This window comes from Mycobacterium terramassiliense (assembly GCF_900157385.1).
GTDB lineage: Bacteria > Actinomycetota > Actinomycetes > Mycobacteriales > Mycobacteriaceae > Mycobacterium > Mycobacterium terramassiliense.
In genome coordinates this window covers 159,556-174,343 of the sequence record NZ_LT717698.1, presented here as the reverse complement: position 1 = coordinate 174,343, position 14,788 = coordinate 159,556, and the positions used below count along the sequence as shown (strand labels likewise).

Annotated in this window: 12 protein-coding genes and 2 pseudogenes; 10 read left to right on the top strand and 4 right to left on the bottom strand. The window is 68.9% G+C overall.

Going from position 1 to position 14,788, the window contains the following annotated elements; all coding sequences use genetic code 11:
* Positions 1 to 4: 4 nt before the first annotated feature.
* Positions 5 to 919, top strand: coding sequence for an alpha/beta hydrolase (locus MTAB308_RS02930; protein WP_077097714.1), 915 nt, complete (start codon positions 5 to 7; stop codon positions 917 to 919).
* Between the two features lie 138 nt (positions 920 to 1,057).
* Here the strand turns inward: MTAB308_RS02930 and MTAB308_RS02925 are convergent.
* Both MTAB308_RS02925 and MTAB308_RS02920 read right to left on the bottom strand, forming a co-directional pair.
* Positions 1,058 to 1,201 (bottom strand): annotated as a pseudogene (locus tag MTAB308_RS02925) (transcriptional regulator); the annotation flags it as partial.
* Positions 1,202 to 1,249: 48 nt separating this feature from the next.
* Positions 1,250 to 2,432: pseudogene (locus MTAB308_RS02920) on the bottom strand (APC family permease).
* Between the two features lie 114 nt (positions 2,433 to 2,546).
* On the opposite strand from MTAB308_RS02920, the gene MTAB308_RS30210 reads away from it, so the two are divergent.
* The 5 genes from MTAB308_RS30210 (at position 2,547) to MTAB308_RS02895 (ending at position 9,468) form a co-directional block, all read left to right on the top strand.
* Positions 2,547 to 3,296 carry an arsenate reductase/protein-tyrosine-phosphatase family protein gene (locus MTAB308_RS30210; RefSeq protein WP_083746419.1) on the top strand — a complete coding sequence of 250 codons (750 nt, stop codon included), beginning with the start codon at positions 2,547 to 2,549 and terminating at the stop codon, positions 3,294 to 3,296.
* A gap of 2 nt (positions 3,297 to 3,298) precedes the next feature.
* The gene (locus MTAB308_RS02910; RefSeq protein WP_245831225.1) at positions 3,299 to 4,783 is read left to right on the top strand and encodes a multicopper oxidase family protein; all 1,485 of its coding nucleotides are present in this window, start codon (positions 3,299 to 3,301) and stop codon (positions 4,781 to 4,783) included.
* Between the two features lie 24 nt (positions 4,784 to 4,807).
* Positions 4,808 to 6,634 carry a serine/threonine-protein kinase gene (locus tag MTAB308_RS30550; protein WP_077097710.1) on the top strand — a complete coding sequence of 609 codons (1,827 nt, stop codon included), beginning with the start codon at positions 4,808 to 4,810 and terminating at the stop codon, positions 6,632 to 6,634.
* A 90-nt stretch (positions 6,635 to 6,724) separates the two neighbouring features.
* Positions 6,725 to 8,632 carry a serine/threonine-protein kinase gene (locus MTAB308_RS30205; RefSeq protein ID WP_077097708.1) on the top strand — a complete coding sequence of 636 codons (1,908 nt, stop codon included), beginning with the start codon at positions 6,725 to 6,727 and terminating at the stop codon, positions 8,630 to 8,632.
* Positions 8,633 to 8,730: 98 nt separating this feature from the next.
* Positions 8,731 to 9,468 carry a DUF4190 domain-containing protein gene (locus MTAB308_RS02895; protein WP_077097706.1) on the top strand — a complete coding sequence of 246 codons (738 nt, stop codon included), beginning with the start codon at positions 8,731 to 8,733 and terminating at the stop codon, positions 9,466 to 9,468.
* Between the two features lie 18 nt (positions 9,469 to 9,486).
* On the opposite strand, the gene MTAB308_RS02890 is transcribed toward MTAB308_RS02895, so the two are convergent.
* Positions 9,487 to 10,611, bottom strand: a complete 1,125-nt coding sequence (locus MTAB308_RS02890) for an FAD-dependent oxidoreductase (RefSeq protein WP_077097704.1) — start codon at positions 10,609 to 10,611, stop codon at positions 9,487 to 9,489.
* A gap of 177 nt (positions 10,612 to 10,788) precedes the next feature.
* On the opposite strand from MTAB308_RS02890, the gene MTAB308_RS02885 reads away from it, so the two are divergent.
* The 4 genes from MTAB308_RS02885 (at position 10,789) to MTAB308_RS02870 (ending at position 13,769) form a co-directional block, all read left to right on the top strand.
* On the top strand, positions 10,789 to 11,244 hold the full coding sequence (locus tag MTAB308_RS02885) for a DUF1003 domain-containing protein (RefSeq protein WP_083746418.1): 456 nt from the start codon (positions 10,789 to 10,791) through the stop codon (positions 11,242 to 11,244).
* A gap of 48 nt (positions 11,245 to 11,292) precedes the next feature.
* On the top strand, positions 11,293 to 12,147 hold the full coding sequence (locus tag MTAB308_RS02880) for a hypothetical protein (RefSeq protein WP_245831224.1): 855 nt from the start codon (positions 11,293 to 11,295) through the stop codon (positions 12,145 to 12,147).
* A 2-nt stretch (positions 12,148 to 12,149) separates the two neighbouring features.
* On the top strand, positions 12,150 to 13,034 hold the full coding sequence (locus MTAB308_RS02875) for an alpha/beta hydrolase fold domain-containing protein (RefSeq protein WP_077098153.1): 885 nt from the start codon (positions 12,150 to 12,152) through the stop codon (positions 13,032 to 13,034).
* A gap of 351 nt (positions 13,035 to 13,385) precedes the next feature.
* Complete coding sequence (locus MTAB308_RS02870) at positions 13,386 to 13,769, top strand: NINE protein (RefSeq protein ID WP_083746417.1); 384 nt, start codon at positions 13,386 to 13,388, stop codon at positions 13,767 to 13,769.
* 149 nt (positions 13,770 to 13,918) lie between these two features.
* Here MTAB308_RS02870 and MTAB308_RS02865 read toward each other — a convergent pair whose 3' ends face one another.
* Entirely contained in the window at positions 13,919 to 14,761 is an 843-nt protein-coding gene (locus tag MTAB308_RS02865) for a serine hydrolase (RefSeq protein ID WP_245831222.1), read from the bottom strand.
* Between the last annotated feature and the right edge of the window lie 27 nt (positions 14,762 to 14,788).

Genomic DNA, 14,788 nt, shown 5'->3' with positions numbered 1-14,788 from the left:
ACTGATGCCAGTGACTGCAGTCGAGTTCATTTCTCCCAGTGGTGTGTGCCGCGCGTGGCATGGCGTGGCCGACACCGATGTCCTTGCTGGGCCGCAGGGTCGGCCGGTCGTCGTGATGGCGCACGGCGTCGGCGGGACGGTCGACAGTGGTCTACTGCCGTTCGCGGAGACTTTGTGCGCGATCGGATGCGATGTGCTGGCGTTCGACTACTACGGGTTCGGTGCGTCCGCGGGGGTCGGCGGACAGTCGGTGTCGATGCGTCGCCAGGTCGAGGACTATCACGCCGCGGTGGACATTGCTCGCTCGCTGCCGACCGCGGATCCGGCCCGGGTCGTGCTGTGGGGAGCGTCGCTGGCCGGCGGCCACGTTGTCGTCGTCGCAGCTCAACGCAGCGACGTTGCCGCGGTGATCGCGGTGACACCGCTGGTAGATGGTTGGGCCGCAGCGGTTCTCGCGCTGAGCCAACGTCGCCCAGGCTCGTTGGCCAGGTGCACTCTAGCCGGCATACGAAGCCGTATCAGAACCGATCGCGGCGGCCGTCCGATCACGATCCCGCTAGTCGGTCTACCCGGTGAAGACGCCGCACTCAACCTCGACGGCTACCACGACCGGTACACCGCGCTGGCGGGACCGACATGGGTCAACCGGATCGATGCCGCCGTCGGTTTTGAACTGCTTCGATATCGGCCCACGCGCGTCGCGGCCAAGGTCCGGTGTCCGATACTGGTTCAAATTGGGGATGCCGACCGAAGCGCGCCCCCTGCGGCGCAAGCCGCGATGGCAGCCAAAGCCGGTGCCTCAGTGCAGCATTACCCGTGTGATCATTTCGACGTGTGGCCGCACGGGCCCGCCTTCGACGCGGTAATCGCCCACCAGCGCGAATTTCTGTACACGCTGTTTCGTGACTCGCCGCGTTAAGACCCGCCCTGCAAGGATTCGAACACCACGCCATCGGCAGTGCGGAGATCGCCGGCTAAGCAGGATCGACAGCTGGTCCGCGATCCGTCAACTCTGCTGTGACACAGATGTTTTGATGTGCGCGACACCGGCTGCTAACGGGTGGCTGGCGGTCAGGCTCAGCAGGCGCAGGCGCACCGGGTCGGCCAGCGCCTTGAACATCGCCGCCAGGTCGACGGCCTGCGCCGCGTCCATGGCCGCGGCTCCGAGCGTCGGGCAACACGCCGGCGCCTGATTCGACATCCGTCTATATAGACATTCATCGAATCAGTAGGCAACCCCCGCGTCGGGTCAGGCTCGATCGGCGGGTCGTGCGGCACGCCGAATCGCGTACGCGGCAACGCCGATGCCCAGTACGGTCGCGCCCGCCAGCACGGAAGACAGCGGCATCGCGAATGCCAAGACCACGCACCCGACGATCCCGATCACCGGGATCGCGCGCGGCGGGCGGCCCTCGTCGGGCCGCAGGGTGAACGCGGAGGCGTTGGTGACGGCGTAGTAGATCAGCACGGCGAAGGAGGAAAACCCGATCGCGCCCCGAAGGTCGACGATGGCGGCCGACACCGCCACGATGGCCCCGATCAGGAGTTCGGCGCGGTGGGGCACCCGGAACTTCGGGTGCACGGCGGTCAGCGCGTGGGGGAGGTGGTGGGCGCGCGCCATGGCCAAGGTGGTGCGGGAGACCCCGAGGATCAATGCGAGCAGCGAGCCGACCGCCGCCACCGTCGCACCCACCTGAACCACGGGCGCCAGCCAGCCGACTCCCGCCGACCGCACCGCATCCGACAGCGGTGCCGAGGATTCGGCCAGCCGCCGCGGTCCCAACGCGCGGAGTGCGGCAGCGGCCACCAACGCGTAGACCGCCAGGGCGATGCCCAGCGCGAGGGGGATCGCCCGCGGGATGGTGCGCGTGGGGTCGCGGACTTCCTCGCCCAACGTGGCGATCCGCGCATAGCCGGCAAACGCGAAAAACAACAGGCCCGCGGCCTGGATCACCCCGCCCACGGTGACACCCGTCAGGCGCAGGTGATCGGCGCCGACGCCGCGGCAGGCGAACGCGGCCACGACCACCGCGGCGAGCACGGCCAGCACCAGCGCGACGATGATGCGGGTCAGCCAGGCCGCCTTCTGCACCCCGGCGTAGTTCACCGCCGTCAGCGCGACCACGCCGGCGACGGCGACCGAGTGCGCCTGTGCGGGCCACGCGTAGGAGCCGACGGTCAGGGCCATCGCCGCGCAGGAGGCGGTCTTTCCGACCACAAAGCCCCACCCCGCCAGATATCCCCAGAACTCCCCGAGCCGCTGGCGCCCATACACATAAGTCCCGCCGGAGGCGGGGTACAGGGCGGCCAGCCGAGCCGACGAGGTGGCGTTGCAGTAGGCCACCACCGCCGCCAGCGCCAGCCCCACCAGCAGCCCCGAGCCGGCAGCGCGCGCGGCGGGGGAGCGCGGCGAAAATCCCGGCGCCGATCATCGAGCCCAGCCCGATCACGACCGCGTCGAACAGGCCCAGGCTCCGTCGAAGCTCGGGGCTCGTCGCGTTCACAGCCGGTAACCTATCAAATTGGTTTGATGTATTATCCGAAGGGTGGCGGCGACCGATCGGGCCGTGGTTCCCCAGCTGATGCAGATGGCCTCGCATCCGGTGCGCTGGGCGCTGTTGACCGAGCTCGCGACCGGCGACCAGCGGGTGCGGGAACTGGCCGCCGCCGTCGGCGAACCGCAAAACCTCGTCTCGTATCACCTGCGGCTGTTGCGTTCGGCCGGCCTGATCGACGCGCGTCGAAGCAGCTTCGACGGCCGCGACACCTATTACCGGTTGAACCTGACCAGGTGCGCGGGGGCGTTCGCCGACGCGGCCGCCGCGCTTCATCCGTCGCTCGCGGCGGGCCCCACGACGCGACCTGCCGGGTCGGTGCTGTTTTTGTGCTCCGGCAACAGCGCGCGCTCGCCGATGGCCGAGGCGCTGCTGCGGAAAAGGGGCGGAACCCGCATCCGCGCGGCGAGCGCGGGCAGCCATCCCAAGCCTGCGCTGCATCCCAACGCGGTCCGGATCATGCGCGACGTGTACGGCATCGACCTCGCCGGCAGCCGGCCCCGGCCCCTGGCGGCGGTCGCCCGGCGCCGCTTCGATTACGTGATCACGTTGTGCGACAAGGTCCGCGAGTACGCCCACGAGCACGGCGTGGCCACGGCGATGCACTGGAGCCTGCCCGACCCGTCGGCCGCCGGGGGCGAGCGGGAGAGCTATCCCGAATTCCGCCGCGTGGCAGGCGAACTGGATCGCCGTATCGAGTTCCTGCTGCCCGTTTTGGCCCGGCATTCGTCGGAGCGGTGAGCATGCGGGTCGATCGGCGCCGGTTCCTGAAAGGCGGTGGGCTGGCGCTGATCGCCGCGAGCGGCACCGCCGGCCTCGCATCGGCCGCGTGTGCGCGGACCGCGCCGCCATCCCCGCCCAACGGCAAGCCGGATTACACCCTGCGGATCGGCACTTCGACGGTGGAGTTGGCACCGGGTCAGCTCGCGTCGACCCTGACCTACAACGGCCAATTCCCCGGTCCGCTGCTGCGGTTCAACGAGGGCCGGCGGGCGTGGGTGGACGTCTTCAACGACACGGATTCCCCCGAGCAGCTGCACTGGCACGGCCAGCACGTGGGCGTCGACGTCGACGGCTCCGCTGAGGAGGGCACGCCCTACATCCCCGCGCACGGCATGCGCCGCATTTCCTTCATCCCCGGCCCGGCCGGCTTCCGGTTCTACCACACCCATGTCGTCCCGCGCTCCGACCTGTCCCGCGGCCAATACAGCGGCCTGGTCGGCCCGGTCTACATCGAACCCCGGCAGAACGCCGGTTCCTACGACCAAGAGATCTTCTTGACGCTCAAGGAATTCAACCCCACCTTCAGCCGGGGCGGCGACATGGCCAGCGACTTCCTCGCCGGCGAGCAGGACCCCGACCTCAGGGACAAGGGCGAGGCGGCGATGAAGGCCTCGCTCGACCGCGGCGATCCGCGTGGCTTCGAGGTCAGCTACGGGGCGTTCGCGATCAACGGCCGCATGCTCGGCCACGGCGACCCCATCCGCGTCCAGACCGGGCAGCGGGTGTTGCTGCACGTCCTCAACGGCAGCGCCACCGAGACGCGCAGCCTGGCGTTGCCCGGGCATACCTTCAATGTGGTTGCGCTGGACGGAAACCCGGTGCCGAATCCGGCGGCCGTGCCGGTCCTGTGGCTCGGTGCGGCCGAACGCATTTCGGCGGTGGTCACCATGAACAACCCGGGCGTGTGGGTGCTGGGCGACCTGTCCGACGACGACCGAGGCCACGGGATGGGCGTGGTGGTGGAATACGCGGGCCGCGGCGGAGATCCGCAGTGGGCGCCACCGCCGCCGTTCACATGGGATTACCGGCTGTTCGCGCGGCCCAACCCCACGCCGCCTGCGGCGCCCGACCGCACCATCGAGATGCTGATCGAGAAGCGCAACGCCGCCGAGGGCGGCTTCAACCTCTGGACGTTCAACGGGACACCGTTTTCGATGGACGCCAACCGGCCCGTGCTCGACGTGCAACGCGATAAGCGCTACCGGCTGCGGTTCCGCAACGCCACCGACGACCTGCACCCGATGCACCTGCACCGGCACACCTTTGAGGTCACCCGCTTCGCGGGCACCCCGACCGCCGGCGTGCGCAAGGACGTTGTGATGCTGGGCGGCTACCAGAGCATGGAGACCGATTTCGTCGCCGATCAACCCGGCCTGTCGCTGCTGCATTGCCATCAGCAGATCCATATGGACTACGGGCTCATGCTGCTGCTCAACTGCGTCTGACCCGCGAGACTCTACGATTTGCCCATGTCGCTTGACGCCGGGCAGGTGTTTGCCGGATACACGATCCTGCGGGTGCTGGGGTCGGGCGGCATGGGCCGGGTCTATCTGGCCGCGCATCCACGGTTGCCCCGCGAGGACGCGCTGAAGGTGTTGCCGCCCGAGTTCACCGCCGATCCGCAGTACCGGGAGCGGTTCGAGCGGGAAGCGGAGCTGGCCGCCGGGCTGTCGCATCCGCACATCGTGGCTATCCACGACCGCGGTGAATTCGAGGGCCAGTTCTGGATCTCGATGGAATATGTGGCCGGCACCGACGTGGCCCGGCTGCTGCGCGAGCGGTTTCCGGGCGGCATGCCGGTCGACGAGGCGATGACGATCATCGCCGCGGTCGCCTCGGCGCTGGACTACGCGCATCATCGGGGCCTGCTGCACCGCGATGTCAAGCCCGCCAACATTCTGGTCACCGATTCCCACGACCAGGGGCGGCGGATCTACCTGGCCGACTTCGGCATCGCGCGGCGCGTCGATGACGCGGCGGGGCTGACGTCGACCACGATGGCGGTGGGCACGGCGGCCTACGCGGCGCCGGAGCAGCTGATGGCCGGGCCGGTCGACGGCCGCGCGGATCAATATGCCTTGGCGTGCACAGCGTTTCACCTGCTGGCCGGCGTCCCGCCGTACGGCGGCCCCAACCTCGCGGTCGTGATCGGCCAGCAGGTCAGCGCCCCGCCGCCCTCGATCGGCGCCCGCCGCCCGGAGCTGGCGGGGCTGGACCCGGTGTTTGCCACCGCGATGGCCAAGGCGCCGTCCGGGCGGTTCGGCAGCTGCGGGGAGTTCGCCGAGGCATTGCGTCAGCACCTCGGGGCGCCCGGTGCCCACCCCGAACCGGCGCTTGACCCGACCGCGCTTGCGTTGCCCGCGAAGGGGAGATTGGCCCGGCGCCCGGGTGTGGTGATCGGGATCGTGGTGGGCATCGTGTTGCTGGTCGCCGGTGGCGCGGTTGCGGGCCTGAAGCTCACGGGGCAGCGCCACCCGGCCCCGGCGTCGGGCCCCTTCACCGGCACCTACCGGACCGACTTCGGGGCGACCATCGCCCTCGACGACATTCCGGATTCGGCTGCGCCTCCGGCGGTGACGAGCACGTACGGGATCCGATCGGTGTGCCGCGCGCAAGGTTGCGTGATGACGGCGCAACGCCTGGGCGGCGCGTCCGTGGGGGTCCCCACGCTGGTGTTCGACCAGATCGGCGAGAGCTGGGTGGCGGTGTCGCTCGGGTCGGACACGTGCCGCGATGCCCCCGCGGAGTTCTGGCAGGTGTTCACCCTGCGGCCCGGTCCCGGCGGGAGTCTCTCCGGTGACTACACCGCGACCGCCGCCAATGCCTGCGCGACCAAGCGGACCGTGACCTTCACCCGAACCGCCGACGGGGACATCAATGGCCTACCCGACCCGGCCGGCAACCCCCCACGAGTCGTATCGCCCGCCCAGGCGCTGCGCGGCCGCTACCACGTGACGTGGACCTTGACGAGCGGGGACCCGCTGCAGCAGTTCGACACCGCCGTCACCACCTATTGCCTGCGCACCGGTGATCGATGCATGAGCTACTTTCACGAACCATCCAACGACCTACCGCTGGTATTCGGCGACGGCAGGTGGACCTGGAACGTCGACGCCACCAGCACGTGTCCGCGGTCGGGGGATACGACGCACATGAAATCCGGCGGCGAATATCCCCTGCCGCAACCGCCGACGGACCCCATTGCGAAACTCACCGGCCGCGGTCACCAGGAGCAAAGCCCGCCGTGCCCACTCAACGCGGACTTCGACGAAACGTTCACGCGCACGGGCGATTAGCGGTGCCCGCGCGGATGAGCCCGCCCGGCGAGCAGCCGCGTCTGCGCGAATCGCGCGTGCCGCCGCGGCTTCGGCATTTACGATCTGCCCATGTCGCTCGAAGTCGGCCAGGTGTTTGCCGGATACACGATCCTGCGGATGCTGGGCTCGGGCGGCATGGGTCAGGTGTTTCTCGCGGCGCACCCGCGGCTGCCGCGCGAGGACGCGCTGAAGGTCCTCGCGGCGGACTCGACCGATGACCCGGAGTTTCGCGCCCGGTTCCTGCGTGAGGCCGACCTGGCGGCCGGGCTGTCGCATCCGCACATCGTGGCGATCCATGACCGCGGCGAGGACGACGGCCGGCTTTGGATCTCAATGGATTACGTGGCCGGCACGGACGCGGGCCGGCTGCTGCGCGAAAACCACCCCAGGGGAATGCCGCTCGAATTGGTGGTCGCCATCGCGACCGCGGTCGGCTCAGCGCTGGACTACGCGCACCAACGCGGGTTGCTGCACCGCGACGTCAAGCCGGCCAACATCTTGTTGACCGATCCCGACGGGCAGCAGCGGCGAGTCTTTCTGGCCGATTTCGGCGTCGCGCGGCGCGTCGACGACGCCACCGGGCTGACGGCGACCAACATGACCGTGGGCACGGCGGCCTACGCGGCGCCCGAGCAGTTAAAGGGCGAGCCGATCGACGGGCGCGCCGACCAATATGCGTTGGCGTGCACGGTGTTTCACCTGCTGACCGGCGCGGCGCCGTACGTCGATTCCAATCCCGCCGTGGTGATCAGCCAGCACATCGGCGCCCCGCCGCCCTCGATCGCGGCCCAGCGTCCGGAGCTGGCCGCGCTGGATCCGGTCTTCGCCATCGCGATGGCCAAGACGCCGGCCGAACGATTCGCCAGCTGCCGCGAATTCGCCGACCAGCTGGCCCGCGCGCTGGGTGCGGACCACTGCGGGCCCGGCGCCCTGCCGTTCCCCGACACCCAACCCGCGATCGACGCCACCGTCCCCGCCGTGCGACCCCCCGCCGGCGGGCGACCGGGGCGGCGTCCCCGCGCGCGGATCGGCGCGCTGGCCGGCATCGGGCTGCTCGTCGCGGCGGGTGGTGTCTTCGCCGGTGTGAAGCTCCTGCACCACCACGAACCCGGTCGCGCCGCCGCGCCGACCGGCGCCCCGCCAACGAAGCGTCCGCAGCCGAACACGGGCCCGTTCACCGGTGTCTACCAGGCGCACTTCGGGCAGGGCGGCACCCTCGACGATGTCGCCGCGGCGGCAGCCAAGCCGACGACGGACACCTACGCGGTGCGCTCGGCGTGCGGTCCGACCGGCTGCCGGGCGACCGCGTCGCGTCTCAGCGGCGAGCTGAGGCTCGCCTCGAGCTCGGTGTTCGACGAGGTGGACGGGCGCTGGGTCGCCGTGAGCCTCGGCTCCGACAAATGCCGGGACGCGCCGGCCGAAGTCTGGCAGGTCTTGACGCTGCAGCCGCAGCCCGACGGCAGCTTCACCGGTGAATACCGCGGGGCCTCCGAAAACGCCTGCAACGAAAAGCGGACGGTGACCTTCACCCGCACCGGGGACGTCGACGTCACCACCCTGCCCGACCCGAGCGCCCTCCCGCCCCGGGTCGGGTCGCCGGCCGAAGCGCTGCACGGCCGCTACCACGTCACCCGGAAATTCAAGAAGGCCATCCCGCCACAGCAGGGGGATCAGGCGGTCGTCACCGACTGCCTGAGGGGCGGGGACCGGTGCATGAGCTATCTCCACTCCACGACGATCGACACACCGCTGGTCTTTGCCGGTGGAACCTGGAGCCTGCACGTCGAGCACGACGACAACGACCCCGGTTGCGGCGGCCTGGTCTATGCGAAAGCCACCGGGCAGTATCCGCTGCCCCAACCGCCGCGGGATCCCATCACGCTGCTCACCGGCCACAACCACCTCGACGAGTCCGGCGGACCCAACTGCCAATGGAGCCTGGATTACGACGAAACACTTACGCGCACCGGCGATTAGGGTTCCCGACTGCACCTAGGCTTCCAGCGGCACCCAGGCGCTCGGCTGTCGGCGACGCTCACCCGAGCGGGAAGACACGTCGGGCCTTACAGTGAGGCATGTCCCATCCGCTGGATCCCGGCGCGCCGCCCCCGTACCCGGGTGGCCATCCGCCGCCGTATCCGGGCCCCTACCCCGTCGGTCCCTATCCCGCGCCGTACCCCCCGAGTGGTTATCCGCAGCCGTACCCGCAGGGTCCGTACCCGCCGCCCGGATACGCGTACCCGCCGCCGTACCGCCAGACGACCAGCGGGTTCGCCGTCGCGTCGCTGGTGTGCGGGGCCGTGGGTGGCATCCTGCTGAGCGTCATCTTCGGCATCATCGCCCTGGGAAAAACGAAGCCCGGTGGGCAGCGCGGTCGCGGCATGGCCATCGGCGGATTCGTGCTGTCCGCCGTCTGGGCGATGGTGATCGCCGTCGCGATCGCCTTCGCGGCCCTGTCGTCGACTCACCCGGTGAGCGCTCAAGACATCAAGGTGGGGGACTGCTTCGCCGAGCTGCCGACCGGAAACCGCATCTCGTCGGTGAACACCGTCAGCTGCGATCGGCCCCATGTGGCGGAGGTGGCCGGCGTCGTGACCATTCCCGACGGACCGTTCCCCGGGGACTACGGATTCAGCGCCTACGGCAAGCAATGCAAGGAGTCGCTGGCGTCGTACTCGGCTACGGCGCTGCTGGATCCGGACATCGACCTGGCGGTCATGAAGCCCACGCAGGATTCGTGGCAGCACGGTGACCGCGCGATGGTGTGCGTCGCGACGTTCACGAACAAGCGCACCGGGTCGATCAAGACCTGACCGCTTGGTCGGTGGCCACTATCGAAGTGGTTGGTTGTCGCGCACGCCCCGATACATGCCCCATCGGACGATCCATGGCATCACCACCCGTTCGACCGACCATGACGGGAAGCGGAACGAATGACCGGTGGGGAAAAACACCTCGAGGCCGTTGGGCTGGATACCCAGCAACGAACCCCACCGGCGTCCCGGCGTTCGGAAAGTGCGCAGGTCCCGACCCGCGAACTCGGCGCGAATGTTGTGGGCTACCAACGCATCCCCGCGATTGCGGGCGGAACTGCGCAGCGGGTCGGTGGCCGCGACGTCGCCGACGGCGAAGACGCCTCGGTGGCCGGGCACCCGCAGTTCCGGGGTCACGCGCACGAAGCCGTGTTCATCGAGCAGTTCGGGCGGCAGCCAATCGGTGTTGGGTCGCGCCCGACCGATGGCCCACAGCACGGCGTCGGCGGAACTCGGCGGTTGGCCGGTGCTCCAGTCGACCGGTTCGTCTGTGATCGCGTCGCCCGAGAAGCCGTCGGGAACCCGGGCACGATGCCCGGCGTGCAGGCCCACCCCGAGGTCGGTCAGTCGATCGCGGACGCGCCGCCAGGTGGCCGGGTGATATTCGCCCAAGGCGCGCTCTCCGGGAAAGTACAGGTCGATCCGCTTGCCCGGCCAGGTGGTCGCCAGGTTGACGGCGCTGCTGACCGCGGCCGCGCCGCCCCCGATGACCAGCACCGAATCCGCCGTGGACAACCGGTGGTGGGCGGCGCGCAGGTCAGCGCCGATCTCGGCGGCCGACTGCAGTGTCGGCCTGCGCCAGAATCCGTTGCTGACCCCGGTCGAAATGACCAGGGCGTCGTACTCCTCGGCGAGGGGCGTGCCGTCCGCGCGGCGACCCAGGACGGTGCGGCCCGCCAGATCCAGGCCCGTCAACGAGGCCTGCTCGGTCCGCACCCCGTCCAGGCGGCGGAACCTGTCGAACGGAATCCAGTAGTCGCGGGCCCAGTCCTCGGGGCGGGACAGCCGGATGCCGAGTTCTTGACCGCTCACCAGTGCGGGTTTGCTGGAAATGCCGACGACGTCGGCGTGCCGGGCCAGCCGGATCGCGGTTAGGACACCGACGTCGCCCAGTCCCGCGATGACGACGCGCTTGCGGTTCATGTCACAGACCCTCCGCCGCAGTCGGCAAAACTGTAACACGTTCTACTTACGCGCCATCGGGCATGGCTCACCCGGAAGCCGCATCAGTAGCATTAGCCAGCGGCACCTCCGCCCGTCGAAAACGTGTCAGCCGAAAAGGACCGGCATAGCGCAATGGCACCGAAAGGAACGGCTCACATGACGACACCGGCCGACACCCATCGCCACACCCCGCAACTCATTCCGCGCCGGCTGCTGCGGAGCGGGCAGGTCCACCATCCGGCGGTCCTCGGCGAGGCCAGGAGGCGGAGCGAGAGCTTCCAGCTGCGTTTGGCCGATCGGATAACCGCGTTTGCCGGGTCGATGAACTTCGTCTGGCTGCACGCGGCACTGTTCGGCGCGTGGATGACGTTGTTGGAACGAAACCCGTGGCCCACCCTGACACTCGCGGTGTCGCTCGAGGCGATCTTCCTGTCCACCTTCGTGATGATCGGTCAGAACCGCCAGGCCGCCTTCCAGCAGGCCCGGGCCGACCACGACTTCCAGACCCAGGAAGTGGAGCTCAAGACCGATCTCGAGCTGACCCGGCAGATTCACATCCTCACCGAGGAACTGCACAAACGCATCATCGGAAAACCGGGCTCGCAAGGGTAACCAAAAGCGTTGCGGGGCAGGGGGTTAACTGATTTGGCGGGGGAGCACATGGCGGAACTTCAAACGACGATGCGTCCACGGGTGGACGCCGCGCTGCGCGCCGCCGTCCGGGCATCGGCGCCCCGCCCGGCCGCCGCGCGGCGGGCCGCCAAGGATTTTGAGCAAGGCCTGTGGACGGCGGTCGGCGCCGAGATCCGCTGGGCGTTCACGCCGCCACGCACCTGGCTGATGGGAGTGCTGGCCAACGTCGTCTTCGCCGCGACGTGGTTGCTGGTGCAGCCGCTGACGACCGGGCGCCACCACTCGGATTGGGTGATCCTGATCGGCACCTACTTCTCCTCATGGGTCCTCGCCGACGTGACCACCACCAACCTGCTGGGCGCCGACCATTACCGCGTCCGGCAGGCGTTGTCCGACGGGGTGCCGTTCTGGCGGATCATCCTGATCAAGAACATGGCCCTGCTGGCGATCGTCGGCGCGCCGACCCTGGCGGCGGCGATGGCCCTCACGCTGTGGTTGGAGTCGCCGGCGCGCCTCGGCGTGACCATCCCCACCGTCGCGGTGCCCATCGTGTCCTGGCTGGGGGTCGGCAACCTCATCTCGGTGTTGCACCCGGTGAGCGCCGAGCCGCTGATTCGGCGGTGGCGCCAGCGTGGCGATCGTCCGCGCACCGGCGGGTGGGTGCTGGCCCTGACGCTGCCGTATGCGCTGTATTACGTCGCCGACCCGATGAACGGGGTCGAGCACCGGGTGCTGTGGACGCAGGTGCCCAAACTGATCTGGCCGGTGTTGGGACGGGACACGAAAAGCTTCGTGCACCTGGCCATCGCCACCGGCGTTTATCTCGCGGGAACCGTGGCCGCCCTGCTGTGGGTGCGCAAGCGGGGGTTGCAGATCAGGTGACGTTGAGTTGGCGAAGTCGGGCGCTGCCCACCGTCCTCCGCCTCACCCGCGGCCGGCCCTTCCGAACCGCGGAGAGCGCCCGCGAGCACATCGAGCGGCGGGCGTCGCTTCCTCAGGCGTTCGGGCCGCCGCCGCGGTTGCGGTCCGACCTTGACGTGCACATGGAGATTCGGTCGGACTGGCCGATTTTCACCCTGACACCGAAGAACGGCGCGACGCCGCGCGGCACCGTCTTCTACCTCCACGGCGGTGCCTGGGTCAACGAGATCGCGGCACAGCATTGGCGATTGGCGGCGCAGATCGCCGCGGAGGCCGGGCTGCAAGTGGTCGTGCCGATCTATCCGCTGGTGCCGTTCAGCACCGCGGCCGAGGTCATGCCCATGGTCGCCGAGCTGGTGGCCGAGAAGACGGCGGGCGATCACAGCGTGTGTTTGGCGGGGGATTCGGCCGGGGGCCAGATGGCTTTGTCGGCCGCGCTCATGCTGCGCGACGAGCACCGCCTGGCTTTGCCGCGGACCGTGTTGATCTCGCCGGTCCTCGACGTGTCGCTGGCCAACCCGCTGATCAACGGCGTCGACGATCCGTGGCTGACCCGCGCGGGCGTGCTGGAATTCGCGGCGCGCTGGCGTGGCGACCTGGCGACGACCGACCCGATGGTGAGCCCGTTGAACGGCGACCTGAGCGGGCTGGGGCCCTTGACCGTTTTCAGCGGCACCCGCGACATCCTCAACCCCGACGCGCGGCTACTCGCCGAGAAGGCCGCGGCGGCCAGCGTCGACATCGAATACCACGAACGACACGGCCTGGTGCACGTCTACCCGCTCACGCCGACGCCGGAAGGTCGCGCCGCACGCGCCCTCATCGTCGAACGTCTACGCGAGAACTGACGGGATCGGGTCCTCAACGGGGCATCCGGTGCTGCCGTTGCCGGAAAATCCGTCCTCCATTGCAGGACAAATCCGGGTCGCCGATGCAATGATTGGCGTCGACATCGGTCAATGGAGATCAGTGACCCAGCGAGAAGTGGCGACTATGAATCGTGCCGGCGACCACGGCTACCTGAGGTCGGAGTGTATTCGGCTGAGCCGCAGTGGCATTCGGGACATGCGTCGGCGCTCGTCCATCCCGCCGGGCACGCACCCGCCAAGAATCCTCCAAGGCGTCCATACCAACCTTGCCATGACCGGCCGCACGGGCGGTAACAGCACCGATCACCTTCAAAAGAGAGGGAAACAACAATGACGGAACAACCAGCCGCGGGGTGGTACCCGGACCCCAGCGGCGGGCCCGGCCAGATGTACTGGGACGGCCAGCAGTGGCGAGCCGACGCGCCCGCCGCGGGCGCCGGCGTCGCCCCCTACGCGGGCGACGCACCGTATGGCGTCGACGCCTACGGTCGCCCCCTGTCGGACAAGAGCAAGGTGGTCGCCGGGCTGCTGCAGATTTTTCTCTCCACTTTCGCGGTGGGTCGCTTCTACCTTGGCTACACCAACCTCGCCATCATCCAAATCGTGGTCACCGTGTGCACCTGCGGGATCGGAGCCTTCTGGCCGTTGATCGACGGGATCATGATCATCATGGGCAAGGTTCCCGACGCGCAGGGGCGCACGCTGCGCGATTGACCGCAACGCCGGCCGAATAGAACTGAGTCCCGGCACCATCCGCGCATGCAGAACATGGTGGGCCAGTGAAATCTGGCCTATGTCAGGCTGATCGAGTTGAGGGCAACACAACCGGGGCCGGTTTTCGTGCCGCAGCCGAGAACGGTCGCTTAGCGACCACATCGGCCCCCCGGCAGCATTGCGATCCGCTCGTTTAGCCACTCACCGATTTCGGTGAGGTCCGCCATGCCATCGGAGAGCGATCCTGAGGCGGGTTCCACAGCCACCGCAACAACGCTCACCGCTCCGGACGACGGATTAGTGACGAAGCCGAATTGCCGAACCAGGTAGGCCCCCGCCTCTGATGGCCCCCAGCCGCCTTTGAATTGGGCATTGGGTATGCGGCCCAATCCCCATCGTTGGTCTTGCTCGATTTGGCCCATCAGCGCTCGAACTGGCGCATCTCTGTTGTCGCACGCCGCGAAGGTGGCGAAACGCGCTTGATCCGCCAGGGACCAAAGCGTTTGCCCGAATGCGGTGAACTGGGGCCGAATTGTGCGCGACTCCACCGGGGTCGGGTCACCCGCCTCACGCAGAACTTGTTCAACCGCGCGCGCCGCCGCGGCCGGATCGCCCAAGCTTTCCCAGATCGATTCGGCGGCCGTGTTATCGGAGCTGACGATGGCCGCGCGCATCGCATCGCTGACTTCAGTGGAGTGATTTTCGCGCATGGCGGCGATGACCAGCGGCACCTTCATGGTCGACCACGCCGGCCCAATCGTCCATTGTCCCAACGTCATCGGCGAGGCCGCGTTCCCGGCGGGCGCGATGATGAGCCCGATGCCTGCGGCGATTCCGCTTTGCAGCCGGGCAAAGTCGGCTGCGAGCCCGGCGGCGCCGGGCCCACTCGATGAAGGGTTGGCCCCCGGGGAGGGACTTCGATGCTGGGCCGCACCCAAGCCGCTCACCTTGACGACGACCAAGCCCGCGACAATGACGATCGCGGCGCCCACGATTGCACCGGGGACGACGCCGCGCGG

Bases quoted from the DNA above. Each gene is read 5' to 3' on its own strand.
- MTAB308_RS02930 (WP_077097714.1), top strand. From the start codon at position 5: ATGCCAGTGACTGCAGTCGAGTTCATTTCTCCCAGTGGTGTGTGCCGC.
- MTAB308_RS02910 (WP_245831225.1), top strand. From the start codon at position 3,299: ATGCGGGTCGATCGGCGCCGGTTCCTGAAAGGCGGTGGGCTGGCGCTG.
- MTAB308_RS30550 (WP_077097710.1), top strand. From the start codon at position 4,808: ATGTCGCTTGACGCCGGGCAGGTGTTTGCCGGATACACGATCCTGCGG.
- MTAB308_RS30205 (WP_077097708.1), top strand. From the start codon at position 6,725: ATGTCGCTCGAAGTCGGCCAGGTGTTTGCCGGATACACGATCCTGCGG.
- MTAB308_RS02895 (WP_077097706.1), top strand. From the start codon at position 8,731: ATGTCCCATCCGCTGGATCCCGGCGCGCCGCCCCCGTACCCGGGTGGC.
- MTAB308_RS02890 (WP_077097704.1), bottom strand. From the start codon at position 10,611: ATGAACCGCAAGCGCGTCGTCATCGCGGGACTGGGCGACGTCGGTGTC.
- MTAB308_RS02885 (WP_083746418.1), top strand. From the start codon at position 10,789: ATGACGACACCGGCCGACACCCATCGCCACACCCCGCAACTCATTCCG.
- MTAB308_RS02880 (WP_245831224.1), top strand. From the start codon at position 11,293: ATGGCGGAACTTCAAACGACGATGCGTCCACGGGTGGACGCCGCGCTG.
- MTAB308_RS02870 (WP_083746417.1), top strand. From the start codon at position 13,386: ATGACGGAACAACCAGCCGCGGGGTGGTACCCGGACCCCAGCGGCGGG.